Annotated in this window: 22 protein-coding genes; 7 read left to right on the top strand and 15 right to left on the bottom strand. The window is 63.6% G+C overall.

What is annotated here, in order from left to right:
- Positions 1-85: 85 nt before the first annotated feature.
- The 4 genes from XH93_RS02845 to XH93_RS02830 all read right to left on the bottom strand — a co-directional run bounded on the left by XH93_RS02845 (position 86) and on the right by XH93_RS02830 (position 7,803).
- Complete coding sequence (locus XH93_RS02845; RefSeq protein ID WP_194472311.1) at positions 86-4,357, bottom strand: Calx-beta domain-containing protein; 4,272 nt, start codon at positions 4,355-4,357, stop codon at positions 86-88.
- 474 nt (positions 4,358-4,831) lie between these two features.
- Positions 4,832-5,860 (bottom strand): zinc-binding alcohol dehydrogenase family protein, encoded by a 1,029-nt coding sequence (locus XH93_RS02840; RefSeq protein WP_246799473.1) that lies wholly within the window; start codon positions 5,858-5,860, stop codon positions 4,832-4,834.
- A 116-nt stretch (positions 5,861-5,976) separates the two neighbouring features.
- Positions 5,977-6,930, bottom strand: coding sequence for an AraC family transcriptional regulator (locus XH93_RS02835; RefSeq protein WP_246799472.1), 954 nt, complete (start codon positions 6,928-6,930; stop codon positions 5,977-5,979).
- A 222-nt stretch (positions 6,931-7,152) separates the two neighbouring features.
- The gene (locus XH93_RS02830; RefSeq protein ID WP_210241716.1) at positions 7,153-7,803 is read right to left on the bottom strand and encodes a response regulator transcription factor; all 651 of its coding nucleotides are present in this window, start codon (positions 7,801-7,803) and stop codon (positions 7,153-7,155) included.
- Positions 7,804-7,919: 116 nt separating this feature from the next.
- Between XH93_RS02830 and XH93_RS41980 the strand changes: the two genes are divergently transcribed.
- Positions 7,920-9,074: a CGNR zinc finger domain-containing protein gene (locus tag XH93_RS41980; protein ID WP_246799471.1), complete on the top strand. Its 1,155-nt coding sequence runs from the start codon at positions 7,920-7,922 to the stop codon at positions 9,072-9,074.
- A 31-nt stretch (positions 9,075-9,105) separates the two neighbouring features.
- Here XH93_RS41980 and XH93_RS02820 read toward each other — a convergent pair whose 3' ends face one another.
- The 3 genes from XH93_RS02820 to XH93_RS02810 form a co-directional block, all read right to left on the bottom strand.
- Positions 9,106-9,771: an ABATE domain-containing protein gene (locus tag XH93_RS02820; protein ID WP_194472310.1), complete on the bottom strand. Its 666-nt coding sequence runs from the start codon at positions 9,769-9,771 to the stop codon at positions 9,106-9,108.
- 105 nt (positions 9,772-9,876) lie between these two features.
- The gene (locus tag XH93_RS02815) at positions 9,877-10,404 is read right to left on the bottom strand and encodes a YkgB family protein (RefSeq protein WP_194472309.1); all 528 of its coding nucleotides are present in this window, start codon (positions 10,402-10,404) and stop codon (positions 9,877-9,879) included.
- 21 nt (positions 10,405-10,425) lie between these two features.
- Entirely contained in the window at positions 10,426-11,106 is a 681-nt protein-coding gene (locus XH93_RS02810; RefSeq protein ID WP_194472308.1) for a sensor histidine kinase, read from the bottom strand.
- Here XH93_RS02810 and XH93_RS02805 point away from each other — a divergent pair.
- Positions 11,082-11,258, top strand: a complete 177-nt coding sequence (locus tag XH93_RS02805) for a hypothetical protein (RefSeq protein ID WP_194475553.1) — start codon at positions 11,082-11,084, stop codon at positions 11,256-11,258. The genes XH93_RS02810 and XH93_RS02805 overlap by 25 nt on opposite strands.
- Positions 11,259-11,332: 74 nt before the next feature.
- Here the strand turns inward: XH93_RS02805 and XH93_RS02800 are convergent, their stop codons facing one another.
- Positions 11,333-11,818, bottom strand: coding sequence for a sigma-70 family RNA polymerase sigma factor (locus XH93_RS02800; protein WP_194472307.1), 486 nt, complete (start codon positions 11,816-11,818; stop codon positions 11,333-11,335).
- Between the two features lie 155 nt (positions 11,819-11,973).
- Positions 11,974-12,339, bottom strand: a complete 366-nt coding sequence (locus tag XH93_RS02795) for a response regulator transcription factor (protein WP_194472306.1) — start codon at positions 12,337-12,339, stop codon at positions 11,974-11,976.
- Positions 12,340-12,357: 18 nt separating this feature from the next.
- Between XH93_RS02795 and XH93_RS02790 the strand changes: the two genes are divergently transcribed.
- Together XH93_RS02790 and XH93_RS02785 are read left to right on the top strand one after the other, a co-directional pair.
- On the top strand, positions 12,358-12,591 hold the full coding sequence (locus XH93_RS02790; protein ID WP_194472305.1) for a hypothetical protein: 234 nt from the start codon (positions 12,358-12,360) through the stop codon (positions 12,589-12,591).
- 314 nt (positions 12,592-12,905) lie between these two features.
- Positions 12,906-13,349, top strand: a complete 444-nt coding sequence (locus tag XH93_RS02785) for a YkgB family protein (protein ID WP_371814912.1) — start codon at positions 12,906-12,908, stop codon at positions 13,347-13,349.
- 82 nt (positions 13,350-13,431) lie between these two features.
- On the opposite strand, the gene XH93_RS02780 is transcribed toward XH93_RS02785, so the two are convergent.
- Complete coding sequence (locus XH93_RS02780; protein WP_194472304.1) at positions 13,432-14,751, bottom strand: sensor histidine kinase; 1,320 nt, start codon at positions 14,749-14,751, stop codon at positions 13,432-13,434.
- A 684-nt stretch (positions 14,752-15,435) separates the two neighbouring features.
- Between XH93_RS02780 and XH93_RS02775 the strand changes: the two genes are divergently transcribed.
- The 3 genes from XH93_RS02775 (at position 15,436) to XH93_RS02765 (ending at position 21,484) form a co-directional block, all read left to right on the top strand.
- Entirely contained in the window at positions 15,436-20,916 is a 5,481-nt protein-coding gene (locus XH93_RS02775) for an AAA family ATPase (protein ID WP_194472303.1), read from the top strand.
- A gap of 65 nt (positions 20,917-20,981) precedes the next feature.
- Positions 20,982-21,206 (top strand): hypothetical protein, encoded by a 225-nt coding sequence (locus XH93_RS02770; RefSeq protein ID WP_194472302.1) that lies wholly within the window; start codon positions 20,982-20,984, stop codon positions 21,204-21,206.
- Entirely contained in the window at positions 21,203-21,484 is a 282-nt protein-coding gene (locus XH93_RS02765; RefSeq protein ID WP_229173040.1) for a hypothetical protein, read from the top strand. The genes XH93_RS02770 and XH93_RS02765 overlap by 4 nt, the downstream gene beginning before the upstream one ends.
- An 80-nt stretch (positions 21,485-21,564) precedes the next feature.
- On the opposite strand, the gene ureG is transcribed toward XH93_RS02765, so the two are convergent.
- From ureG to XH93_RS02740, 5 genes are all read right to left on the bottom strand, one after another.
- Positions 21,565-22,236: an urease accessory protein UreG gene (gene ureG, locus XH93_RS02760; RefSeq protein ID WP_194472301.1), complete on the bottom strand. Its 672-nt coding sequence runs from the start codon at positions 22,234-22,236 to the stop codon at positions 21,565-21,567.
- Positions 22,233-22,931: an urease accessory protein UreF gene (locus XH93_RS02755; RefSeq protein WP_194472300.1), complete on the bottom strand. Its 699-nt coding sequence runs from the start codon at positions 22,929-22,931 to the stop codon at positions 22,233-22,235. The genes ureG and XH93_RS02755 overlap by 4 nt, the downstream gene beginning before the upstream one ends.
- A 28-nt stretch (positions 22,932-22,959) precedes the next feature.
- Positions 22,960-24,663: an urease subunit alpha gene (gene ureC, locus XH93_RS02750; protein WP_194472299.1), complete on the bottom strand. Its 1,704-nt coding sequence runs from the start codon at positions 24,661-24,663 to the stop codon at positions 22,960-22,962.
- An 18-nt stretch (positions 24,664-24,681) separates the two neighbouring features.
- Entirely contained in the window at positions 24,682-25,011 is a 330-nt protein-coding gene (locus tag XH93_RS02745) for an urease subunit beta (RefSeq protein ID WP_139479834.1), read from the bottom strand.
- A gap of 83 nt (positions 25,012-25,094) precedes the next feature.
- The gene (locus XH93_RS02740; RefSeq protein WP_139479835.1) at positions 25,095-25,397 is read right to left on the bottom strand and encodes an urease subunit gamma; all 303 of its coding nucleotides are present in this window, start codon (positions 25,395-25,397) and stop codon (positions 25,095-25,097) included.
- Positions 25,398-25,417: the final 20 nt, after the last annotated feature.

The following is a 25,417-nucleotide window of genomic DNA, read 5'->3' as shown; positions in this document are numbered from 1 at the left end:
TTTGGCCTGGATTCGGTCCACCTCTCCCCATCGGGGAGAGGTGAACGTCCGACGCCGCTCCAACTCAACCTAACTTCGTCGCGTCCTAGAAGAAGAAATCGCCGGTATCGATCTGCGAGACCACCACGTTCTTCAGGAAGATCGCGTCACCGCCGGGGATGCCGACGACAACGCCGCCGGCGACCGTCGTCACCGCAAGCTGGGCGAAATTCAGGCCGCGTCCGGTCAGGTCGATGTGATCATGACCGCTGGCATCGGCATTGTTGGCGTTGAAGTCAGTGATGGTGTCGAAGCCACCTCCGGCCTGGCGATAGTTGAACGTATCGCTGCCGCCGGCGCCGGTGAACGTATCGCTCGCCGCGGTACCGGTGAAGACGTTGTTCGACACGTTTCCGGTGCCGTCGTGGGCAATGGGTCCGATGAACGTCAAGTTCTCCACGTTCGCCGGGAGCACATAGTTGGCGAGGAACGTCTGAACGGTATCGGTCCCCTCGTTGGCGACTTCGTAGACGGTGTCCTGATTGGACTGAACGGCGTAGATATCGTCACCCGCGCCGCCCTGCAGCGTATTGGGAGCGGAGCCGCCGCCGATCAGCGTATCGTTGCCGCCGAGGCCGACCAGATAGTTGCTGCCGCCGCCCGCGATCAGGATGTTATCGGAGCCGTTGCCGACGCCGACGAAGTCGCTAGATCCGGTGTGGGTCAGGTTCTCGACATTGGCCGGCAGCACGAATGTCGTGAGCGGCGTCTGGACGGTATCGGTGCCTTCGCCAGCGAATTCGACGATGGAGTCACCGGAGGCTTCGACAAAGTAGGTGTCGTTGCCGGTTCCGCCCTGCAGCGTGTTCGGACTGCCGGTGCCGCCGAACAGGCGATCGTTGCCCGCGCCGCCGACGATGTAATCCGACAAGGTGGTGCCGAACACCGTGTCGTCGCCGTCGAGCGCGTTGTAGACGCCACCCGGGCCCGGAAGGGTCACGGTATCGTTGCCCGCGGTGAACAGACCCGCCAGCGCATCGTCGTTCAGAATATGGCCGAGCGCGCTCGCCGCGTGCGAGTCGATCGTGCCGTTGCTGACGCCGTAGAGATCGATCTGGAACGCTTCATTGTTTTCGAACGCGGTGTCGCCGACGACATTGATCGTGACCGTCTTGGTGGTTTCGCCCGCCGCAAACGTCAACGCGCCGCTCAAGGCACCGGAAAAATCGGTGCCGTTGGCGGCGGGGGTGTTGTTGAGGCTCATCACCCAGTTCACGCTGGTCGAACCGGAGGTGTCTCCGCCCCGGCTGACGTTGAACGTGAACGGCGTGAGGCCGGAATCGCCCTCGGCCTTGTCGGCGGACAACGGCGCGATCGACACGATCGGCGCCGTATCATCGTTCTGGATGGCGCCGATCGCGCTGGCGGCGGATGGCGCAATGGTCGCGTTGGCCGCGCCATAGAGGTCGACCTGGAAGATTTCGGTCGGCTCGAGCACCTTGTCGGCCGCGACGTTGATGGTGATCAGCTTGCTGGTTTCGCCGGCGGCGAAGGTCAGTGCACCAGAGAGCGGCCCGACGAAGTCGACGCCGTTGGCGGCCGGCGCGTTGTTCAGACTGATCACCCAGTTGACCGAGGAGGCCGACGCCGTGCTGCCGTTGCGATCGACCTCGAACGTGAAGGGCGTCGAGCCGCCGGAGCTTCCTTCGGCCTTGCTGGCTGACACCGGAACGATCGACAGCACCGGAGGCGGTATGTCGTCGTTCTGGATGATGCCGACCGCGCTGCCGGCGCTCGCATTGATGCCGGCGCCGGAGGCGCCGTAAAGATCGACCTGGAAGATTTCGTTCGACTCGACCACCGTGTCGGCGGCGATGTTGACGGTGATGAGCTTGCTGGTTTCGCCGGCGGCGAAGCTCAGCGAGCCGGACAGCGGGCCGGCGAAGTCGGCACCGTTGGCGGCCGGCGGGTTGTTCAGGCTGATCACCCAGTTGACCGACGAGGCCGCGGCCGTGCTGCCGACCCGGTCGACTTCGAACGTGAACGGCGTCGAGCCGCCGGAGCTGCCCTCGGCCTTGTTCGCCGAGACCGGAACGATCGACAGCACCGGAGGCGGGATGTCGTCGTTCTGGATGGTGCCGATCGCGCTGGCAGCCCCCGGATTTATGGTGGCGGCGGCGGCGCCGTAGAGGTCGACCTGGAAGATTTCGTTCGATTCGACCACCGTGTCGGCCGCGATGTTGACGGTGATCAGCTTGGCGGTCTCGCCCGCGGCGAACGACAGCATTCCCGACAGCGGTCCGACGAAGTCCGCACCGTTCGCAGCCGGCTGGTTGTTCAGGCTGATCACCCAGTTGACAAACGAGGCGATCGACGAGCTGCCGCTGCGATCAACCTCGAACGTGAATGGCGTCGAGCCCCCGGAGCTGCCCTCGGCCTTGTTCGCTGAGACCGGGACGATCGACAATGTCGGCTGCGCGTCGTCGTTGAAGATCATCCCGATAGCACTAGCGGCCGCCGGATTGACGGCGGCGCCGGAGGCACCGTAGAGGTCGACCTGGAAGAGTTCGTCGGACTCGGGCACGGTGTCGGCCGCAACGTTGACAGTGATCAACTTGCTGGTTTCGCCGGCGGCGAACGACAGCGAGCCCGAGAGCGGCCCGACGAAGTCGGCGCCATTGGCGGCCGGTGCGTTGTTCAGGCTGATCACCCAGTTGACCGATGCGGCCGCCGCCGCGCTGCCGCTTCGGTCGACTTCGAATGTGAACGGCGTCGAACCTCCGGAACTGCCCTCGGCCTTGCTGGCTGAAATCGGCACGATCGACAGCGTCGCCTGGCTGTCGTCGTTCTGGATGATGCCTTGCGCGCTTGCGTTCGACGGGTTGATGGTGGCGCCGGCGGCGCCGTAGAGATCCACCTGGAAGATTTCATTCGACTCGACCACCGTGTCGGCGGCGACGTTGACGGTGATGAGCTTGCTGGTCTCGCCGGCGGCAAACGACACCGAGCCGGACAGCGGCCCGACGAAGTCGGCTCCGTTGGCGGCCGGCTGGTTGTTCAGGCTGATCACCCAGTTGACCGATGAGGTCGACGTCGTGCTGCCGCTGCGATCGATCTCGAAGGTGAAGGGCGTCGAGCCGCCGGAGCTTCCTTCGGCCTTGTTCGCCGACACCGGAACGATCGAGAGCGTCGGAGTCGACGGGGTCGACGAGCCCGTGATCGTGATCGGCAAACCTGCGGAGGGATTGTCCGCGTAGTTGGTCTCGACGGTCTGCTGGGTGGAATTGGCGATGACGCCGACATACCAGGTGCCCGGCGCGATATCCGCGGGCAGCTTTATGTCCACGAAGTAGTCCTGTGAACTGCCGTTCGCCGGCACCGCATCGAACAGATTGCCATACGTGATCTGGCGATCGCTCGTCGTGATCGTCGGATCGGACGAAATATAGTAGCCGACCGCCCCGGCCGAGGCCGAGGTGCTGCCGGAATTGTTGACGTGATAATGGAAGATGACGTCGCCGCCGGCCACCGTCGTGGTCGAGGGCAGGCCGATACCCGCGTTGGTGTTGACGTCCAGCAGCGTGGTCGTGAGATTGACGCCGGTGTTGCCTCCACCACCGCCACCGCCGCCTGAACCACCGCTACCGGTGGTGCCGATCGAATTGCCTGCGCTGGCGCTGAAGCCGGTGAGGTTGGCGGCCCCGCCCGCCCAGCCAGTCGAATTGTTGATCCAGACCATGTAGTAGTGGCCAGCCGGCAGGAATGTTTCCGCATCGATGTCGCTGGTGTTGCCGCCGTTGCCGTTTCCCAACGCGGTCAGATAGGCGTAGCTCCCGCCGGTGTAACCATTGGGATAGGCCGCCTGGAATTGCCCGAACAGCTCGTCATTCATGATCACGTAGACGCCGGCGCTCGCCTCAGCCTCCCAGAACTGCTGAACGTTGCCGGTGATGGTGAATCCCTGCGCGTCCCACGCGCCGGCATTGCCGTCGGCCCGCATCGGGACGTTGCCGACGAACGACTCTCCCGGAAGCGAGAGCGTCGACATTTCGCTGTAGGTCGGAATGCTTCCGCCGGTGAAGCTGCTGTTGGTGGTGATGCCGAGATACCAGGTGCCCGGGGCCAGGTTGACGGAGATAAATCCGGTGAAGTTGTCGGCGCCGAGCCGGACTCCGCTGAATGCGGCGCCGGACTGGAAGGCCGACAGGTTGCTGGAGTCGATCGCCCAGAACGAGACGCCGGCAAATTGCGCGGCCGTGAAGGCCGATACCGAGGTCACCGTACTGAACGTGAGGCCGCCGGGATTCACATGCCGCTGATGGGCGCTGTCGATCGTGAACGCGTCGTCGTCGCCGTCAACAAACACAAAATTCGTCATGGTGCATTCCCCCGAGTGCGGGGAAGGACGCGCCGGGCTTCCGCCAATGTTGGTTTCGACGATTGCTTGTATGCGCAGCAAAATTGGCGGGTCTTCAGGAATAATTCCTGGTCCGGATCTTAAAATCTCAGATCTTTACTATGCACGTAAGACGCTCGGAAAACAGCAATGGCAGAATGAAAAAAGCCGCAACAATCCCCCCAAACCCCAATAATAGATTGAAACATCGATTATTCTAGGAATTGAGTCAAGGTCCGCGCGCACTATCCAAGGTTGTCCGTGGTTTGCGGGAAGACTTGCCGGGCGTCGACGCTTCATATGTCGTGGCCCGATATCTGCTCGCCCCGTCACACCTTGCACGAAAGCCAAACGACTTTAGTATTACCGCCCTGCGGAACAAAGAAAGTCGAGCGCGGCCTGCCAGCGGTCCGCACCGACATTGAATACGTACCTGTTCTCGTTTCGGCCGTCGCCTCAGGCATGCACCACGACCAACTTGCCGCTGGCCTCGTTGGCCTCCATCACGCGATGGGCTTCGCGGATCTCCTCGAAACGGAAGGTTCTGATGGGCCTGACGTCGAGCCGACCCGCGGCCGCATCGGCGGCGATTTGCTGCAGCGGCGCATCCGAGAGCGGAAAGCCCGGCGTTCCGAACACAAAACTGCCGAAGAACGTCAGATAGACACCGCTGGCCATCTGCAGCAGCGGATTGAAGTCGGCGATCGGATCGAGACCGCCAAGCCAGCCGGCCAGACACGAGCGGCCGCCGCGGCGAAGCATGGCAAGCGAATCGAGCATCACCGTGTTGCCCACCAAATCGAGCACGGCATCGATCTTTTTCGCCTCCGGGATATGCCCCGATAAATCACGTCGCTCGATCTCACAGCGCTCGGCGCCCAGCTTTTCGAGCATGGCAAAGCGTTCGCGGTTGCGGGTCGTTGCGACCACCCGAGCCCCGGCATTGACCGCCATCTTGAGCGCCGCCTGGCCGAACGAGGACGTCGCGCCGCGGATCACGAGCAGCTGCCCCCGCTCGATGGCGAGGTTGCGGAACAGGCAGGTCCAGGCTGTCGCATAGGTTTCGGGAATCGCGGCGAGGTCGGCCCAGGGCAGATCCGATTCGATCGATGCGACGTTGGAAACCGGCGCGCGGGTATATTCGGCATAGCTGCCATTGATGGTGCGGCCGAGACCTCCCATCAGGGCGGCGACTTTGGCGCCGACGGGAAACTCGCCGCCGGGACAGGACTTCACGAGGCCCACGCACTCGATGCCGCTGACGGGCGCCGCTTCGGCCCACTCGCCCCGACGCATATGCATCTCGGCGTGATTGATGCCGAAGGCCTTGATCTGGATGACAACGTGCCCCGCCTTCGGCTCGGGCTCCGGGATGTCCTTGATGACAAGACTGTCGAGACCACCGAACTTTTCAAGCACGATTGCACGCATCGAACCATCTCCCGAATCCATTGTAAATGCGCGGAACGCCTCCAGCCCGGTCATCAGATGCTTTCGCGGATGGCGGTGGATCGGTTACAGGCGCACAAAGAAGTTATTCGTCCGCGGAAAGGTCAGGCAGACATCCGCAATCGCGCTTCGCCGGCGATCGGATCCTCGGCCTATTCGAATTCCCTGCGAAAAACCGTCGGCGTCCAGCCGGTGGTCTTTCGGAACGCGCTGCTGAAGGAACTGGTCTGGGCGTAGCCGAGGCTGAGCGCGATATCCGTGATCGATGTCGTCCGATCCGCCAGCAGCAATTTGGCGACCTCCATGCGACGCTGGACCTGGTATTGATGCGCCGGGATTCCGAACGATTGCTTGAACGCGCGACAGAAGTGATGAAGGCTCAGCCGAGAAAGCTCGGCGAGCGTCAGCAGGCAGATCTGTTCGCCAAGATGCTCTTCGATGTAGCCGACCACAGCGCGCTTCTGCCAGCTGGCAAGACCGCCGCGGATCACCGCCGGCTCGCGAACCAGTTCCTGGTCGACGCGAGAGAGCTCATGGGCCAGTACGCCGGAGAGCGCCTCCAGATACGGCGCATGTTTGGCCTGGCCGCTCTCGATCGTATGCTTCAGCTTCGATGCCGTTTCCCAGACCAGGCTGTCTTCGAAGTACAGTCGTGGCAGCAGGGCGGTTTCGCCGTCCGATGCACGGAAGGCCGCGGGATTCAGATAGAGAAACGTCAACCGCGTTGACGCTCCGGCTTCATGACACTCACGGTATGCGCAGCCCGCGGGCACGAAGGTGAGTTTGTGCACAAAACTTCGAAGCCGCGATCGCAGGCCATCGATCGTCGTCTCGCCGTTCTTGCGCATGCCCTCGTCGTACAATGCGAGCAGATGCCAGAGTCCCTGGAAGTGGAACTCGATCTTGCTGCCGATCGGCACGTGGATGCTTTCCGAATGCCACCAATGCCAGCCCGTGCCCAGGCGCTTGGCGGCTTCAGCGGGGGTGATCTTGACGGTTTGATGATGGACGGTACCGCCGACTGATTTCAGCGGGTCCGCGTCAACTCTCTCCCTGCCCTGTACGATGTCGACAGAAACGCCATCGATGCCATCCTGGCGCATCATTCTGCGCTCCCTCGAACTCGACATGCATGTCGCCATCGCGATCATTCCTCCTCGGAAGCAAGGGTCCATGCGAGGCCGTATGGCAGCACAGTACGCGGCGACACCATGCTGTCGGCGGTGGATATCGACAATCTCTCGGTTGGGATGCACGATCCCATACCTTGGTATGGGCGGCTTGAGGACGGGCAAGTTTCCGGTAATCGCAAGCGACGGCGGCGGCCGCTACCGCTCGATGTCGAGAGCTTCGGCCATTCGAGCCAGCGTCGCCACCGAGCTCGCGCCCAACTTCCGCATCACGCTGCCGCGATGCATCTTGACGGTGACCTCGCTGATCGAGAGCTCGGTGGCAACCTGCTTGTTCATGAGCCCCGAGGCCACCAGCGCCATGACCTGGCGTTCACGCGTGGTCAAACGCGCATACTTCTCCCGCAACACCGCGATCTGCGCGATATCCTCGCGCCGATCGAGGTCAAGCCGGATCGCAACCGCGATCGCATCGAGCAAATCCTGATTCCTGATCGGCTTGGTCAGAAAATCCACCGCGCCCAGTTTCATCCCTCGCACACTCATCGGGATGTCACCGAAGCCGGTCATCAGAATGACGGGCAGCCCGACGTTGATGCTTGCAAGATACTCCTGCAGCTCGAGGCCGCTGGTGCCCGGCAACCTGACGTCCAGCACCAGGCATGCCGGCGTATCGGGGAGTTCGGCCTTGAGAAAATCCGCGGCCGATTTGTACAGCGCGACTTGATAGTCCAGCGAGCGGAGCAGGTCTCCGAGCGACTCAAGCACCGCCACGTCGTCGTCGACGATATGCACGAAGCCCGACGACGGCATTCTTGGTTGCTTCTTCGCGTCTGAATCGATGGGCATGCCGGGAGAACGAATGCGAATGTCGCGCCTTGCGTCTTGGTTTCTTGCACCCATTGACGCCCTCCTTGCGGGGCGAACTAAGCTCTTTCTGCCCCTCAGCGGAAGCCCCCGCGAAGATGGCCAACCCCGATCAGATTACCAGCGTCAGTGTGACGCATGTAACCGTTCGTGTTGAATTTGACAAGTTAGGCGTTCCGACTGCCGAAGGAACCGCGCCGCTGCCGTTCCACGGGCTGGAGCGAACCGACACGGGCAACTCACGGCCAAGCGGATGTCGGTCACCCGGCCGTCGCGCAGCCGTCCGTTCCACCTGCATGAGATCGCGACGGCGCTCATGCCAGCGCGACTGGTTGCTGGCAACTGCCGAAGTCGTGATCGAAATCATCCTCCGAGATGTAACCGCTTCGATCGCGCCTGCGAATATCCAGATGCGCGACGAGAGCGACGCGGCGAATTCGCTTTCCTTGGCGCAACGTCCCTCTCGCAGCATCGCGTTGGACAATCGGAAGGGAGACGAGGCGAATGACCCGGATCAGCCACCGCCGGCGCAACGACGGACACATTGCAGCGTCTCGCGGGGAGGCGGGCCGTCCGGGCGAACCACAGACCGTTGCTGCATCGGCGTGCAATCGCAGGCCCCGCATCAGCGCACGCGCATGACGACCTTCGCTGCCAATGCCGTCGGTCTCGACTTTCTGAACGCGCTCGGCGAGTTGCCGGGCGCCACGTCAAGGACGATCTCCGATGGCGAAACCTTCCTGCAATGGTTGCAGGACACGGCGCTGGTGCCGGCGGAAATCGTCGAGAGCGTGCGGAAGACGGCGGAGCGTGACGCGCTCGAGACCGTGGCCGCTGATGCCAAGGCCCTGGGCAAGTGGTTTCGAACCTTCGTCGAGGATTTCAAGGGCGCACCATTGCCGCCTCAGGCGATCGAACGACTGGGGCCGCTCAATCGAATCCTGGAACGGGATGTCCAGGTCACCCATATTGACGTGTCCGGCGGACTGAACGGCGGCATCGCGGGATCCGGCCTCAAATGGTCCACGGCGCGCATTTGGCGATCCCCCGACATGCTGCTGCTGCCGGTCGCCGACGCGATGGCTGAACTGGTGTGCGAGGAAGATTTCAGCAATGTGCGGAGCTGCGAAGGTCCCGAGTGCGGGCTGCTGTTTCTGGACAGAACCAGAGGACGCGTTCGACGCTGGTGCTCGATGGCGGTCTGCGGCAACCGCGCCAAGCGCGCGATGCGACGAAGCTCCGGAAGCCGATGATGCCGGGAACGGACCGTCGGTGTGAGCGGGGCTATTTGCGGGCGCGCGAGGCGCGCTCGCGATGCGCCGCCTGCTTGGCCCGATTTCCGCACACGGCCATCGAACACCAGCGGCGCGCGCGTCCGCGCGTCCGGTCCACGAACATCAGCGTGCAGCGATGTCCCTCGCAGGCCTTGACCTGCCGAAAATCCTCGTCGCACACCAGCTCGGCCATCGCTTTCGCAATCGGAAACAGCAGCGCATCCGGCGATCGCCACCGCCGCTGCGGACGCCATGCCAGCCCGGAAACCGGGGCGTCGTCTTCACCCGCGCCTCCCGGCTTCCTGCGACCAGACTCGCGGGAGACGATCTGGCCGAACCCCTCGTCCCTCATCAGTATCCGGTTCAACGGCTGCAGCTCCTGAAGCACCTTCGGCTTCAGCGGCCTGCCCTTGTGCGCCTTCACAAATCCGCGGAACCACTCGCGCAGCTTGCGGGCCTGCGCCGCGACCGCGTCAAATTCGCCCGGCGCCGCCGCCTTGCGCATGTCGGCAATCGCCTCAGGCGTCACCAGGCCGGCCTGCAACAGCCAGGCAATCAGATCCTCGCCCGATCCGATCCAGTCGACCTCGGTGTCCACGGGCGTCGCGAGCGAATTCAGGAAGTCGAGACCGGGAGAATCCGCGACCAGGATCGGCGCGGGACGCGGGTCAGTCATCGGAATCACCTAGGGCGTTGCCCAAGGTGTAACCGCTCGAAGCCGTCTCGACAAGTTAAGCCGATCGCCAGGGCTGGCGTGCTTCAGCCGGCGCGGGAGGCGATCTCACGATAGCGCCTTCGCAACGACCGGGCTCGTGACGCGGGCCACGTCCTGCTTCAGGAGATACAGCGACACGGCCAGCAGGACGACATCCTTCATCAGGAACGGCACGTTGCCGGTCATCGCCGGAAACCCTCCGGCCGACGCATCCCAGCCATCCGGCATGAAGGGAATGATGCTGACGGTCGCGACAAACGTCGCGCTCGAGCCGACGGCACCGAGAACGCCGAGACGCTTGTCCCGAAAGCCGGCGAACAGAAGCGCCCCCCAGGTCCATTCGGCGACGCCAAGAAACCAGCTGGCGCCCTGATGCCCGAAGACGGGATAAAGCCACCAGATCAGCGGGCCATTGCTAATGAACGGCACCAGACGGTCCGCCTCATACGCCCACCACTTTTGATAGCCGAAGAAGAAGAACATAATCACCATCGAGGCGCGGACGATATGGTAATCAAGATCGTTCGCGAGCAGCCCCGACCGGCGCAGGATGCCGACGATCGGGTTCAGCGTGACGTCGATGAGCGTGTTCATGGTGATGACTCCTGATTGCTCCTAGCTGACCCACTCTCCCCGAACCGACCCGGAATCGAGTTCGAGGAGCAGACGGCAAACCAGGCCGGTTGGGGCGAAATCCAGATCGACCTGCGCGCGGGGCAGTGCCTTCGCGATCAGGCGCATGCCAAAGCCCTCGTTCGCCGGCTTTCTCACCTGCGGTCCGCCGCGCTCGCGCCACTGGATGGCGAGGGCCCGGCCGCAGGGTCCCGGCACGATGTCCCAAAGCACCTCGACCGATCCCGACCTCGAGCTCAGGGCGCCGTGCTTGCCGGCGTTCGTCACCAGTTCGTGGAAGATCATATGAAGCGGCAGCGCAACATGCGGCTCGAGCGTGATGTCCGGTCCCGCCAGAACGAGACGATCGCCCGGGCGTGCCGCGTGCGGCCTGAGCGTCAGCTGAAGCAGCTTCGCCAGCATGACACGGGATTGGTGCGCGCGCTCGATCAGATCATGAGCGTCCGACAACGCCTCGATCCTGGCGTGGACCGCCGTGCGATAATCATCGACTGTGGTCGCCTCAGTGTTGGTCACGAGACACTGAACGACGCCAAGCAGATTGTGGATGCGATGCCGAAGCTCCCGCACCAGCAATTGCGTTGCGGCGTTGCGCTCGCGCCCGAGATCACACCCGGGCTTCCCGCGCGCAGCCCGAGATGGGTCGGAAGCTGTCGGCCTCATTCATCAACCCACTCTTGTCGGATCCGCACGAACTCGATCGTCCCGACCTCCGTTCGCTACGGAGCCGCGCCGAAGGCATGCGCATTGTCGGGCATCTCGCGACGGCCGGCTATTTCGGGATTGTGACCGTTGAGGTGATCTTGATGAATTAGCGCCGCGCGCTCCACGCTGACGCGACGCATTGGCGGCATTCCCGATGCAGCTCAGCAGGCTCGCCGCGTCGGCATCAGGACACGAAGGTTGCAAGTTTCTTGAGGCCGCGATGGATATTGATTTTGACCAGGGATGCGGACTGCCCGGTCGCTCCGGATGCGCGCGCGATGCTGAGCCCCTTCAGTTTCACGAGGCGGATCACGCATTCCTGCGCCGGCTTCAAGCGGCCGAGCAGATGATCCAGCGCGGCGGCACTGACCGCGGCGCCCTCGTGATCCTCGACCGCAATCTCCTCGTCGAGCGACAGCGCGGTATATCGAGATGCGTCACGGATCCGGTCGATCCATTTGTAGTGCGCGATCGCCATGACCCATGCGCCGAACGACTTCGATGGTATGTAGCTGTAGCGTTTGGCGTGGATGGCCAGAAGTGCGTCCTGTCTCGCATCGTCGGCAGCCGGATGAGGCAAGCGACGGGCATAGTAGCGGCGCAACCACACGTCCAGTTCTCGAAGCAACTGCTCGTAGGCCCGACTGTCGCCGGCCTGCGCCGCGGTCATGAGAGCTCCCCAGCGCCGAGAGGACTTGTTCCAGCTCTCCCATCGGGCGTTGTGCCGCGGACGGGCGCCGCGCCCGGCGCGCGAAGGACCAGCATCACCGACGGACGCCGGCGAAGCCGATATCGGAGGGACGATGCCGTCGTTCGCGGGCGTTTTCATCTGACCAGGCTCCTCTCGATACAATCGAGCAACGAACTCGTTTCAAATGGCTTTCTGAGCAGGCACAGAGCGCCTCTCAAGACCGCTTCGTCGTCCAGATACTTGTCGGGAAGAGCCGTAATGAGAATGACCGGGGTGGCGATGCCCTGCTGCTGCAGCTCCCGGATCAGATCGAGGCCTCCCATTCCGGGCATATGAACGTCGGCGATGATGCAGTCCAAAGCGAATCTGCCGGCGGACGTCAGCAATGTCTCCGCCGAGGTAAAGGCCTCGGCGCGATAGCCGACGGAGCGCATCAGGTCGACCAAGGATGAGCATAGCGGTTCGTCATCATCGACAACTGCGACAAAAGGAATTGTCACCGAAGGCAGTCCTGCAAGGTGGCCAAGATCACCGCACCCAACAAGACGAAGACGGCCTCGTTGAGCCTGGGTGAGCTATCGCGCGGCATCCGGGCGTTGAAAATTGCCAAGCAAGGGAGCGCGCATGACCTCCCCGGCCTGGACAGTCCACCTGCGCCGAACGGCAGCGCAATTCGCCGCGACACGATGCTTTCAAGCGCGTCCCCAAAACAATATCTCGGTTGTGATGCCAGGACCCATACCTTGGTATAGGTTTCTCCGCGGCGTCCGCCCCGCGAGAGGGAGCCGGTCGCTGTTCGTTCCCGTCGGGTGCGGGCGTGAAAGTCCGCAAGATTGCGAAATCCGCGGCAACGGACGCGCTGCGCCTCCCCGAGACCCCTGATATTGCTTGATCGACGCACAGCGCCCGACGCGAGCGCATGTCTGATCATCGAAAAGCGAAGGGGAGCTCGTCACCCCGCGTTCGACGGCCCATTGGAGCCACTCACATGGACGCTCTCATAGCGAAGCTCTCGAAACTGGACATCGTCAGAGGCGACTTCGATTATCATTTCGTTCGCGCGACGATGATCATCGTCTTCCTCGTCTTCGGCTGCCAGAAATGGTTCGACTATGAAGCGCACGCGCTGATCCCGTTCATCAGCCACGGGCCGCTGATCTTCTGGCTCTATCCGGTGTTCGGCATACGCGGCGCGGCGTTCTTTCTCGGCAGCGCGGAATTCTTGATCGGCGCGCTGCTGCTGCTGGGGTTCTGGAACAGAAGGCTGGCTGTCCTCGGTTCGCTCGGTTCGTGCGCGACCTACGTGGCAACGGTAACGATCATCCCGTTCTTCCCCGAAGCCTGGGCGGCGCCCGCCGGCGGCTTTCCGGCCGCGACGCTGCCCTTTCTCTTTCTTGTGAAGGATATCGTGCTGCTGTCGGCATCGGTGTATCTGCTGAAGCAGGATATCCTGCGCGCAAGCAACAACGAACGCTGGATCGCATTCAGCGAACGGGAAGCGACCAACTAAAGAGCCCGATCGTTGAAACGGGGTGTCCGCGCCTTCCGATCCTGATCGGTGGGTCGAGCCGGTCTGCGAACGGTCCGTCAGGTCAATCGCCGGCGACCGCGTCCTCATCGACGACAGCATCGCCGGGCATCTCATCCCGGTCGGCCGGAATCGTGAACTGGAACAGCGCTCCGTTTGGCTCGCACCGGCTCGCCGACAAGCGTCCGCCATGCGCTTCAACGATCGAGCGACAAATCGCCAAGCCCATTCCCATGCCGTCGGCCTTGGTTGTGTAGAAGGGCTCAAAGAGACGCGGGGGACACTCCGGCGGCAACCCCGGGCCGGTATCCCGAACGCCGACCCGCACGCCTTCCGCAGTGCTTTCGGTGCTGATCTGCAATTCACGGCGACCTGAACTGATGCCGCTCATCGCCTGAATGGCGTTGACGATCAGGTTCAGCAGGACCTGTTGCAGTTGCAGGCGGTCTCCCTGGACGGGGGGCAACGAAGACGCAAACCGGGTGCGCACACTGACGCCGTGCTTGATGGCCTCGCCGTGGGTGAGAACAGCCACCTCCTGAATCGCGCTGTTGATATCCAACGGCTCTCTGCGCGACGGCTGCTTCTTGGTAAGACCCTGCAGGCCTGTGATGATGCCGCCGCCGCGCAGCGCCCCTTCGAGCACTCGCTCGATGGAACGCCGTGCCTCTTCGAGGCCAGGCGGCTGTTTCGCAAGCCATCGCAGGCCGGCGTCTCCGCTCGCGACCACGGAGGTCAACGGCTGTTTGAGTTCGTGGGCAATCGACGCGGCGAGTTGTCCAAGGATGGCGACGCGGTTCGCGCGTGCCAGCTCGTGCTGCAGCTCGCGATACTGCCGCTCGCGACGCGTGCTCTCCAGGGCAATGGAGGCCTGCGCGGCGAAGTCGGTAAACAGGGCAATCTCCTTGTGGGTGTATGGCCGCACCCCGATCCGGCCCAGATTGATCGTGCCGATGAGATCGTCATCCTTGAACATCGGCACGACCAGCATGGTTCGAACGCCGAGCATGTCGACGACACCCCGGATGAGCGGCTCACCGCGATGATAGGCCTCGTGGACCGCCAGGTCGGGGATATGGCTCGGTATCCTGCTGGCAGCCAACGCGCCGACATAGCTGCCGTGATCCACGAGGTCCGGCACCCGCCACCGCTTGAAGAGGTCGGGATTCCCTCGGATCGCGACCAGACGGAAGCCCTCTTTCTCGAACAGACGCAGGCTGCCGAGGTCACCGCGGCACAGCCGCGCGGCGCTGTCGAGGATAGCGTCGAAGATCGGCTGCAGATCGCTTGGCGAGCGGGCAATGGCACGCAGGACTTCCGATACGGCCGCTTGCTGTGCAACGAGTTCGGCTACCTGCTGTTCCAGCTCCGAACGGGAAGACACGCGAGGGCGCGCACCCCGCTTCCCGGCAGGTCGCCTCGTCCGTACCGGTCGCCTCATCGCTCCGTGTTGACTCTCTCAGGCGGGTGCTCTGGCCGCAGTCCGCGTGCATTCGCGCCGGGGGCGGTCAGCGGGTGAGCCAGCATCGTGGGGTCCAAATATCGTCGCATACACGCTCGCGGCTCCGGCGTGAAGTAACCCCGATACAGCGAGTAAACAGGTTACTCGAGAACGGTTTGTCCAGCCAATTCCGACATAGCTAATTCGCGGGGAAGAGTCGTTTCGTTACAGGCAGACGAGAGAAAATCCCCTGTCCGCAGAACAGCTGGCCGATCGGATCTTCGAAGCTCGCGAGATCCTGGTTGTGGAACGCAAAGCCGTTGTTCTCGCGACAAAGTGATCCTTCAGACGCCCGTCGATGGAGCTTCGCCATCGCTCCCGGTGTCATGTGGAGCTGTTGCGAATTCTGCTCGGGGGTGTAACCGGCTTGACCGCGTGTCCGAACATCCAGAGTCCACCGGTCCGTGACCGACCGCCCGGCCCGCCGATGGAGCTGACCAACGCGTCCTCTCGAGCGGACGGCATTCTTGCGTCCGGTATGCGCGGGAAGATGAAGGCAGGTGTTTTCCAGCCGGCGAGACCCAGTCGCCGCCAACGCTATCCGTCCCCCCGAAGGATGCGCGATCGATGATTGACCTCACGAAATGCGCCGTCGAACGCCTGCGGGCAGACGATACGTTCATCCTGTATCGGGCCGATCCGCGGGGCGGCGCGCGCTCGCAACTCGTCCTCGTCCCGCGGCAACCGACGATACGCAGCCTCGAGAAGCTTGAAAACGAATACGCCCTGGCCGCCGATCTTGACCCGGCCTGGGCCGTGCTTCCGGTCGAGTTGATCCCCCACAAGGACAACATGATGCTTGTGCTCGAGGACCCCGGCGGCGAACCGCTGGCCGGGCGCATCGGCAATCCGCTTGACCTTGACGCTCGACTTCGGCTGGCGGTCGGGATGGCCGGCTGTGTGGCCAGGCTGCACCGCCAGAGGCTGGTGCATCGCGACATCAAGCCGGGAAATTTTCTGGTCACCGAGCGCGACGGCCTGCGCCTGACCGGGTTCGGGAACGCCACGCATCAGACCCCCCAGGAGACCGCCCACGGCGTCGCCGCAGACGTGATTGCCGGTACGCTGCCCTATATCTCGCCGGAACAGACCGGCCGGATGAACCGGCCGATCGATGGCCGCAGCGATCTCTATTCACTTGGCGTCACGCTTTATGAGCTGTTCACCGGCACCCTGCCGTTCAGCGCATCTGCGCCCGAGGAGTGGATCCACTGCCACGTCGTCCGCGCGCCTCCCGCGCCGAGCGCGCGAATGCCGGACCTGCCGCCACAGATTTCCGCCATCGTGCTCAAGCTGCTGTCGAAGGAGCCCGCCGACCGCTATCAGTCCGGAGAGGGTCTTGCGGCCGACCTCGAGGAATGCCTGGCGGAGTGGACCGCCCGGCGGCGCGTCCATCGTTTCGCCCTCGGCAGGTACGATGCCGTCACCACCATCCGGATCCCACGCACCCTTTACGGCCGGGCCGATGAAATCGCCGCCCTGCACACGGTCTACGACCGCGTCGCCGCGTCAGGGCAGACCGTGGTTGCGCTGATCTCCGGGCCTTCCGGTGTCGGCAAATCATCGCTCGCCGCGGAATTCCAATCCCATCTGGCGCCGGAGGGTGCCCTGGTCGCGACCGGCAAATTCGATCAGCAAACGCGAGATACGCCCTATGCGGCGCTCAACCAGGCCTTCGCATCGCTGCTGCGCCAGATTCTCACCTACGATGACGAGGAGGTTGCCGCCTGGCGGCAAACGCTGGCCGAGGCGATCGGACCGAACGGTCATCTTGTGACGGAGCTGATTCCCGCGTTCGAGCTGATCCTCGGTCGGCAGCCTCCGGTCGAGGACCTGACGCCCCAGGATCGGTTGAACCGCCTGCGCATCGTGTTCCGGCGGCTCGTCGGGGCCTTTGCCCGCCCCGGCCGCCCCCTCGTCCTGTTTGTCGATGACCTGCAATGGCTGGATGTGGCGACGGTCGATCTGGTCGGCGATCTCGTCACTCGGCGCGATGTGTCGAACCTGATGCTGATCGGAGCCTACCGGACCAACGAGGTCGGCCCCTCCCATCCACTGACCTTGCAGCTCGACACGATTCGCACCGCGGGCGTCCCCGTCGAGGAGGTCGTGCTGGATCCCCTGAGTTCGCTCGACATTGCAGTCTTGATTGCAGAAACACTCGAATGTGGCCGCGCGGAAGCGCGGTCGCTGGCAAAGCTGGTTCATGCCAAGACCGGCGGCAATGCGTTCTTTGCCACCCAGTTCCTCAGGACGCTGAATGACGAAGGCCTGCTGGCGTATGATCCGCGTGCGGGCGCCTGGCAGTGGGATATCGCTCGCGTGCGGGCCCAGGGCCTCGCCGACAGCGTCGCCGATCTGATGGCGGCAAAGCTGAACCTGCTGTCTGGAGGTTCGCGGCAGGTCCTGCTGGATCTTGCATCCCTCGGCAGCGCCGCCGAAGTTGACGGTCTCGCGGTCGCCTCCGGCCGGTCGGTGCAGGAGGTCATTGCGAGCCTGCGTCCGGCGCTGCAGGCCGGCCTCGTCGCCCGCAAGGGCAGGTCTTACGCCTTCGTGCACGATCGCGTGCAGGAGGCTGCTTACGGGCTTGCGCCCGCCGAATCCAGGCCCGCTTTGCATCTCCGCATCGGGATGGCGCTGGCAGGACAAACAGCTCCGGACGAGACGAGCGAGAAGCTGTACATCGTCGCCAACCAGCTCAATCGCGGCGTCAGCGCCGTGACGAACGACGTCGAACGGCAACACATCATCGCAGTCAACCTTGCGGCCGGCCGGCGCGCACGGAGTGCGGCGGCCTACAATGCCGCAATCGCCTATCTCGAGATCGCCCAGCAGTTGCTCGGCGACGACGCGCATCCGCGCTGTAGCGAGAGGGCGTTTGCAATCGCCTTGCTGCGCGCCGAATGCGAATTTCTGGTCGGACATCTCGATGTCGCGGAAGCACATTTGCTTCTGCTGTCGCAGAATTGCGCCAACCTGCAAGCCAGCGCGGCCGTCGCCAGGATTTTGTCCAACCTCTGCTCGATGCAGGGCCAGCTTGCGCGCGCCGTTGCCGTCTGCCTCGATGTTTTGCGTTTGATCGGGATCGACTGGCAACCCCATCCGACCGACAGCGAAGTGGACGAGGAAGGCCGTCGCCTGCGGATGCTGTCCGAGCAGCTGTCCGACGACGACCTTCGCGCATTACCCCCCATGACCGACCCCGACCATCGCACGGCGATGGCAGTGTTCGCCGACCTCGTCTCACCTGCTCTCCTCACCGATCTCAACCTGTCGCACCTTGTGATCATGGGAGCGGCACGCCTGACGCTGCAGCACGGAAGCTGCGAGAGCGCTTGCTACCCGCTGGTGTGCGTGTTCAGCGTTTTCTTCAACCGTTACGCAGATCCGCAATTCGGTGTCCGCCTGGCGCAGCTCGGGGTTTGGCTGGCGGAGCGGCAGCCGCAACTCGGATTCAGCGGCCGGGCGATCGCCGTATTCGGCTATTATGTCATCCCTTGGGTTCAGCCGATCCGGTCCGCGTTGCCGTTCGTTCGACGCGGCCGCGATATTGCATTGGCGACCGGTGACCTTGCCTGGGTCGCCTATTTGAGCTGGATGCTGACATCGATCCGCCTGTTCTGCGGCAATCCGCTTCAGGAGGCCTTGAATGATGCAGAAGGGGACGTTGCGTTCGACCAGGCCGCGGGTTTCGAACTGCCGGCCGCAAACTCGGCGACGCAGAGAGATCTGGCGCTCAGCCTGATCGGCCACGAAAACGACCGCAGCTTCGAGGTGCCCGGTCCCACCGACGTCTATCCCCGGCATGAGGCTTGGCCTCAGACGGCCTGCATGCATTATGTGAACCGTATCCAGGTCAACGTGCTGGCAGGGCACCACGATGCTGCTGTTGCATTCGTCGCACGGGCCGACAAGCTTTACCTGCGCGTACGCGCCTATCTGGAGCTGGTGGAATACCGGTTCTATGCAGCGCTCGCCCATGCGGCCGCACACGATGCGGCACCGCCGGAGCGACGCGAGCTGCATGTCGAAAGCATTCGTCAGCATTGGCACGAGCTCGCCATCCGCTGCGCGCACGCCACGGAAAATTTCGCCGGCCGATTGACGCTGCTCGCGGCCGAGATCGCGCGCATCGAAGGCCGCGAACTCGAGGCGGAACGGCTGTACGAGGAAGCGATCCGCCTGGCCCGGGAAGCCGACTTCGTGCAGATCGAAGCGATCGCCGCCGAGCGCGCGGCACGGTTCTACGAGGCGCGTGGCATTCGAACCGTGGTCCTCTCCTATCTGGCGATTGCACGCGACTGCTACCAGCGGTGGGGTGCTGACGCCAAGGTCCGGCAACTCGAGCGCGCCCATCCGCATCTACCCTCCTCGGACGCACGCACCCCGATTGCGGCTTCCGACCTGCCGCTGCAGCAGCTCGACGTCAACGCGCTGTTCAAGGCGTCTCGCGCACTGTCCGGAGAAATCGAACTTGATACGTTGATCCGGACCTTGATGCAGGTCGTGATCGAGCAGGCCGCCGCCGAACGCGGCATCCTGTTCCTGATGGGGAACGACGGTCCGAAGATCGCCGCGGAGGCGCATCTTTCGGCAAACGGCGTCGACGTGACGATGTCGGAGGCGGACCATCGTCACGTCCAGTTCTCCCAGCCGGTATTGAACTACGTTGTCCGGACCCGAACGAGCCTCAATTCGGCCGAGCCGGCAAACAAGGCCCTGTTCTCGGCAGATCCTTACTTGCGGAAGAGACGCAGAGTCTCGTTTCATTGCCTCCCGATCGTCGCGCAGGCCAAGCTCGTCGGCGTGCTCTACCTCGAGAGCAACGTTACAGTCGGAGCATTCACGCCGCAGCGGGCGATCGTGCTTGACCTGCTCGCGGCGCAGGCGGCGATCTCACTCGAGAATGCACGGCTATACGCCGACCTGCAGCGCAGCGAAGCCTTTCTGGCCGAGGGACAGAGCATCAGCCACACCGGAAGCTGGAGCTGGAATGCGCGCACTGGCCGATTGATCTGGTCCGACGAGCACTATCGGATCTTCGGCGCGGATCCCCGCAGCGGAAAGCCGCCGAGCATTGTGCGCGCCTTTCGCATGGTTCATCCCGAGGACCGCGCCGCCCTTCGCAGCACGGTGCAAGCGTCGATGCGCAATGACGAGGTCTTCGACTGCGAATTCCGCCTGGTCCGTCCGGACGGAGTGCGGCATTTGCATATCGTAGGACGACCTACTCCCTGCGAACCAGCGCGGCTGAGGAGTTACATCGGCACCACGATCGATCTGAGCGATTACAGGCGTGCGCAGGAAGCGTTGCAGGCGGCGCAGTCCGATCTTGCGCATGCGTCCCGCCTCACCGCGTTCGGCGAATTGACCAGCCTGATCGCGCATGAAGTGCGCCAACCGCTGACGGCGATCGCCGCGAGAGCCGGCGCCTGCAGCGCCTGGCTCGCGCGCAACCCTCCCGAGATCGGCAAAGCCGCCGCAGCGGCAGCGCGCATCGCCGGATACGCGCATCGCGCCAGTGGCGTGATGGAGAGCATCCGCCAGATGACCAGGAAGTCGGCGCCGACGCGAGCGCCGCTCGATGTGATCGACGCGATCAGGGAAACCGCGGCGCTGTTGAGCAGCGAGATCCGCCGGCAACGCGTGGTGCTCAGAATGGATCTTGCGGTCGGCCCGCACATCGTGCTCGGGGACCGCGTGCAATTGCAACAGGTCGTCATGAACCTGATGATGAACGGGATAGAGGCGATGGCAACGACGGATGACCGGCCTCGATTTCTTTCCCTCGGCGCAGCACTGACCTCCTCGGAGACCGTCGCGGTCGCCGTGGCTGATGTCGGCATCGGCCTGCCGGCCGGCGAGACCGAGCATCTGTACGATGCCTTCTTCACGACCAAGCCGAGCGGCCTGGGCGTCGGCCTGTCGATTTGCCGGTCGATTATCAAGGCGCATGGCGGCGCGCTGTGGGCATCGCCCAATCATCCCCACGGCAGCGTGTTTCGCTTCACGCTACCCATCGCGCACTCCGACTCCCGGCCGAGCTAGCCTGGCGCAGCCGGCCGCAATTTCGGAATATTGGAAGAATATCGCTGAGTTGCCCGACGTGTCAAGTGGGTCTTGCCGAAGGCCGGCAGCCGCCGGTTACTTTGCATGGGGTTGTTTTTCGGCATTTTGCAGCGCGCACCTGCGGCGACGCCGCGACTCCCGCTTTCGATCCCAGCATTCGTCAAGATCGGCGTAGCCGCAACAATCCGGAGAAAGAGTTTGAGGTCGAGAACCTCTATGACCACGAGGATCAGGCATCGTCCGATCTGCCGAAAGGAGACGACCAGTGAAGATATCCTCGATTGCTTCATGCACGCTGCCGTCAGCCGGTCTGCTTCTTGCCCTCGCCACGCCAATCGCGGCGGAGTCCGCGCCAAACCCGTCATCGGCCAAGGCGCCTCCGCCAGCAGCCGTTGAAGATGTCCGCGTGCAGCCGCGCGGCCAGGAGTTCATGCCGAATTCGGCGGAAGACCAGGCCACTCAGCGTCGCCAGTCGATCTTCAACGAACAGCAGGGCATCGACAATGCCGAGTTCGACCGGAAGCTGAAGATCTGTCGCGGCTGCTGATGCGGTCGTTGCGGAAGACGCGCCGAGCCGCGGCCGCATGCGCGGCCGGCTGTCTTTCGGCCTTGCAAGCCTGACGTTGTTCAGAGCGCCATGGTGGTCAGGCCGCCCTTTTCCAGGATGAAGGCGGCGATCTCCTCCACGCCCAATCCGCTTTTCAGATTCGAGAAGATGAAGGGTCGTATGGCGCGCATGCGCCGGGCGTCGGATTCCATGACCTGGAGATTGGCCCCCACCATCGGCGCGAGGTCGATCTTGTTGATGACCAACAAGTCCGACCGCGTGATGCCGGGCCCGCCCTTGCGCGGAATCTTTTCGCCCGCGGCGACGTCGATCACGTAGATGGTCAAGTCGGCCAGCTCGGGGCTGAACGTGGCGGCGAGATTGTCGCCGCCCGATTCCACGAAGCAGAGCTCGGTAGCCGGGAATTTCACGTTCATGTCGTTGATCGCGGCAAGGTTCATCGAGGCATCCTCGCGGATCGCGGTATGCGGGCAGCCACCCGTCTCGACGCCCATGATCCGTTCGGCCGGAAGCGCCTCCGCCCGGGTCAGGATCAGCTGATCCTCCTTGGTGTAGATGTCGTTGGTGATCACATAGATCGAGTAGAAGTCCCGCAGATGCTTGCACAACGCCTCCACCAGCGCTGTCTTGCCGGAGCCGACCGGCCCGCCGATGCCGACACGGAACGGTCCGTGGCTGGGTGGAGCGGGCCGCGTGCGAGGCGACGACGTCGTGCTTGCGTTCGTGCTCATGACCGGAACAACCTCGTATACTGTGTTTCATGCGCGATCGAAGCGAGCTCGACCATGAGACCCGCCGACCCCAACTCATCGATGGTCGCGCTGACTGCTTTGGCGCTCAGGGCGAGGATCGGGTGCTCAAGCGCCGCGATCGCAAGCTGACCGTCGGTTTGACCGAGGGGGATCAGCCTCACGCCCGCCATGACCAAATTGGCGACGTAGCTGTGCAGGAAGGCCGGCAGGGCAAGGCAGAGCGGAATTCGCTCGCGCGCCGACCGCGCACCAAGCACGACGGCCAGCACCGGCGCGCACTGCAGGTGCGCGAAGACATCGAGGATCCGGTCGGGCCAGACCTGACGAAGCGTCGCAAGACAGGCCGACGATTGCTGTGCCGACTCCAGCACGAACTCGGACGTGCCACGGAAAGCCGCGGCCAGCCCCGCAAGCTGCGCGAGTTCGGCCTCCCGGCCCTCGCTCACGGAGCGATAGGCATCCTTGAAGAAGATCGCCTCATTGCGGCCGGAGCCGTAGCAAAGGTCGGCCTCGAGCCAGTCGACAAGGCTGGCGCGGCTGGTGATATGAGCGGCCTCCACCGCCCATTCGAGACCATGCGAATAGCTGTAGGCGCCGTTCGGGAACGACGGCGAGAGCCAGCTCTGCAGGCGCAGCAATGCCTGCGGCAATTGCGCAAATTGCTCGGCAGTCATCGCGTGCTCCGAATGTGCCGGCATGGCATCAATACATGAAGTAGCGCTGCGCCATCGGGACTACCTTGACCGGCGGACAGGTCAGCAGCCGCCCGTCGGCGCGAACCTCGTAGGTCTCCGAATCGACCTCGATGTGCGGAACTGCGCTGTTGAGAACCATCGAATGCTTGCCGATCGCGCGCGTGTTCGACACCGGGAGAAGTCGCTTCGCCAGCCCAAGCTGCCGCGTCCTGTCGAGCGAGGCCTGACTGACGAACGTCACCGAGCTTGCCGCGACTGAGCGGCCGAATGCGCCGAACATCGGCCGATAATATTCGGGCTGCGGCGTTGGAATCGACGCATTGGGATCGCCCATGATGGCGGCCGCGATGGTGCCGGATTTCAGCACCATGTCGGGCTTGATCCCGAAGAAGGCCGGCTCCCAGATCACGATATCGGCGATCTTTCCGACCTCGATCGAGCCGACATAGCCGGAAATGCCCTGCGCGATCGCCGGGTTGATCGTGTACTTGGCGATGTAGCGCCGGGCGCGAAAATTGTCGTTCTGGCCCGCCTCCTCCGGCAATCGGCCGAACTGCAGCTTCATCTTGTCCGCGGTTTGCCAGGTGCGTGTGATCACCTCGGCGACGCGCCCCATCGCCTGGCTGTCGGACGATACGATCGAGAGCGCCCCGATATCGTGCAAAATATCCTCCGCCGCGATCGTCTCCTTGCGGATCCGGCTTTCGGCAAACGCCACGTCTTCCGGAATGCGGCGGTCGAGATGGTGCGTCACCATCAGCATGTCGAGCGCTTCGTCGAGGATGTTGACGGTGTAGGGCCGGGTCGGATTGGTCGACGCGGGAATGACGTTCTTCTCGCCGCACGCCTTGATGATGTCGGGAGCATGCCCGCCGCCGGCCCCCTCCGTATGGTAGGTGTGGATCGTCCTGCCCTTGAATGCCGCCATCGTGCTCTCGACGAAGCCGCCTTCATTCAACGAGTCGGTGTGGATCATGACCTGGATGTCCATCGCGTCCGCGACGGAGAGACAGCAATCGATCGCCGCGGGGGTCGCGCCCCAGTCTTCGTGCAGCTTCATTCCGCATACGCCGGCTTCGATCTGCTCGATCAATCCCGCGGCCACGCTTGCATTTCCCTTGCCGAACAGCCCGATGTTCACCGGGAATGCGTCGGCCGCCTCCAGCATGCGCTGGATGTGCCACGGTCCGGGGGTGCAGGTGGTCGCCGTCGTTCCCGCCGCCGGACCGGTTCCGCCGCCCATCATGGTGGTCACGCCGGAATACAGCGCCTCCTCGATTTGCTGCGGGCAGATGAAATGGATGTGCGTGTCGATCCCGCCGGCCGTGACGATCTTGCCCTCGCCTGCGATGATTTCGGTCCCCGGCCCGATCACGATGTCGACGCCGGCCTGCACATCGGGATTGCCGGCCTTGCCGATTGCGGCAATGAGCCCGTCCCTGATCGCGATGTCGGCCTTGACGATGCCCCAGTGGTCGAGGATCAGCGCGTTGGTGATGACGGTGTCGACCGCTCCCTCACTGCGCGTGCGTTGCGATTGTCCCATGCCATCGCGAATGACCTTGCCGCCGCCGAACTTCACCTCCTCGCCATAGACCGTGAAGTCCTTCTCCACTTCGATGAGGAGATCGGTATCCGCGATGCGGACCTTGTCTCCGACGGTCGGTCCGAACATCTGCGCGTAGGCCGCGCGGCTCATGGTGTAGGCCATCGGTGCTTACCTCATTCGTCACTTGCCGGCGTCGCCTGACGCGGACAGCGGCCCCATGACGGCGCCGCTGAAGCCATAGATGCGGCGGGCTCCGCCATACGGGATCAGGGAAACGTCACGCGATTGACCAGGCTCGAAGCGCACCGCGGTGCCTGCCGGAATATCGAGCCGGCATCCGAGGACCGCCGCGCGATCGAACGCCAGGGCCGCGTTGACTTCGGCAAAATGATAGTGGCTGCCCACCTGAACCGGGCGATCACCGGTGTTCGAGACCGTGATCGAAATGACCTTCGCATCCTTGTTCAGGACGAGATCGCCCGCACCGGGGATGACCTCGCCGGGGATCATGACGGCACCCGCAGCGAATGCACGGCGGTGCGCCTCGCAAGGACTGGGGATTGCGCGATCCGGGACAGGCGCATGCTTCACTCCTATCGAATGGGGCTATGGACCGGGACCAGCTTGGTCCCGTCCGGAAAGGTCGCTTCGATCTGGATCTCGCGGATCATCTCCGGGATGCCGTCCATGACCTGATCGCGCGTGAGGACCCGGCCGCACTCGGACACGAGTTCGTTGACCGTCCTTCCGTCGCGGGCTCCCTCCATGATGAAGTCCGCAATCAATGCGATGCTTTCGGGATAGTTGAGCTTGACGCCTCTCGCGAGCCTGTCGCGCGCGACAATTGCCGCGAGGGCCACCATCAACTTGTCCTTTTCGCGTGGCGTCAGGTTCACACCGTCCTCCGTTCGCTGAG

The sequence above is a fragment of the Bradyrhizobium sp. CCBAU 51753 genome (genome assembly GCF_015291565.1).
Classification (GTDB): Bacteria; Pseudomonadota; Alphaproteobacteria; order Rhizobiales; family Xanthobacteraceae; genus Bradyrhizobium; species Bradyrhizobium ivorense.
The sequence above is the reverse complement of the archived record's forward strand: the minus strand, read 5'-3'. Positions and strand labels throughout refer to the sequence as shown.

Bases quoted from the DNA above. Each gene is read 5' to 3' on its own strand.
- ureG (WP_194472301.1), bottom strand. From the start codon at position 22,236: ATGAGCACGAACGCAAGCACGACGTCGTCGCCTCGCACGCGGCCCGCT.
- XH93_RS02815 (WP_194472309.1), bottom strand. From the start codon at position 10,404: ATGAACACGCTCATCGACGTCACGCTGAACCCGATCGTCGGCATCCTG.
- XH93_RS02830 (WP_210241716.1), bottom strand. From the start codon at position 7,803: ATGCCCATCGATTCAGACGCGAAGAAGCAACCAAGAATGCCGTCGTCG.
- XH93_RS02805 (WP_194475553.1), top strand. From the start codon at position 11,082: ATGGGTCGGAAGCTGTCGGCCTCATTCATCAACCCACTCTTGTCGGAT.
- XH93_RS02835 (WP_246799472.1), bottom strand. From the start codon at position 6,930: ATGATGCGCCAGGATGGCATCGATGGCGTTTCTGTCGACATCGTACAG.
- XH93_RS02845 (WP_194472311.1), bottom strand. From the start codon at position 4,357: ATGACGAATTTTGTGTTTGTTGACGGCGACGACGACGCGTTCACGATC.
- ureC (WP_194472299.1), bottom strand. From the start codon at position 24,663: ATGGCCTACACCATGAGCCGCGCGGCCTACGCGCAGATGTTCGGACCG.
- XH93_RS41980 (WP_246799471.1), top strand. From the start codon at position 7,920: ATGGCCAACCCCGATCAGATTACCAGCGTCAGTGTGACGCATGTAACC.
- XH93_RS02800 (WP_194472307.1), bottom strand. From the start codon at position 11,818: ATGACCGCGGCGCAGGCCGGCGACAGTCGGGCCTACGAGCAGTTGCTT.
- XH93_RS02810 (WP_194472308.1), bottom strand. From the start codon at position 11,106: ATGAGGCCGACAGCTTCCGACCCATCTCGGGCTGCGCGCGGGAAGCCC.
- XH93_RS02840 (WP_246799473.1), bottom strand. From the start codon at position 5,860: ATGACCGGGCTGGAGGCGTTCCGCGCATTTACAATGGATTCGGGAGAT.
- XH93_RS02775 (WP_194472303.1), top strand. From the start codon at position 15,436: ATGATTGACCTCACGAAATGCGCCGTCGAACGCCTGCGGGCAGACGAT.
- XH93_RS02755 (WP_194472300.1), bottom strand. From the start codon at position 22,931: ATGACTGCCGAGCAATTTGCGCAATTGCCGCAGGCATTGCTGCGCCTG.
- XH93_RS02820 (WP_194472310.1), bottom strand. From the start codon at position 9,771: ATGACTGACCCGCGTCCCGCGCCGATCCTGGTCGCGGATTCTCCCGGT.
- XH93_RS02745 (WP_139479834.1), bottom strand. From the start codon at position 25,011: ATGATCCCCGGCGAGGTCATCCCCGGTGCGGGCGATCTCGTCCTGAAC.
- XH93_RS02785 (WP_371814912.1), top strand. From the start codon at position 12,906: ATGATCATCGTCTTCCTCGTCTTCGGCTGCCAGAAATGGTTCGACTAT.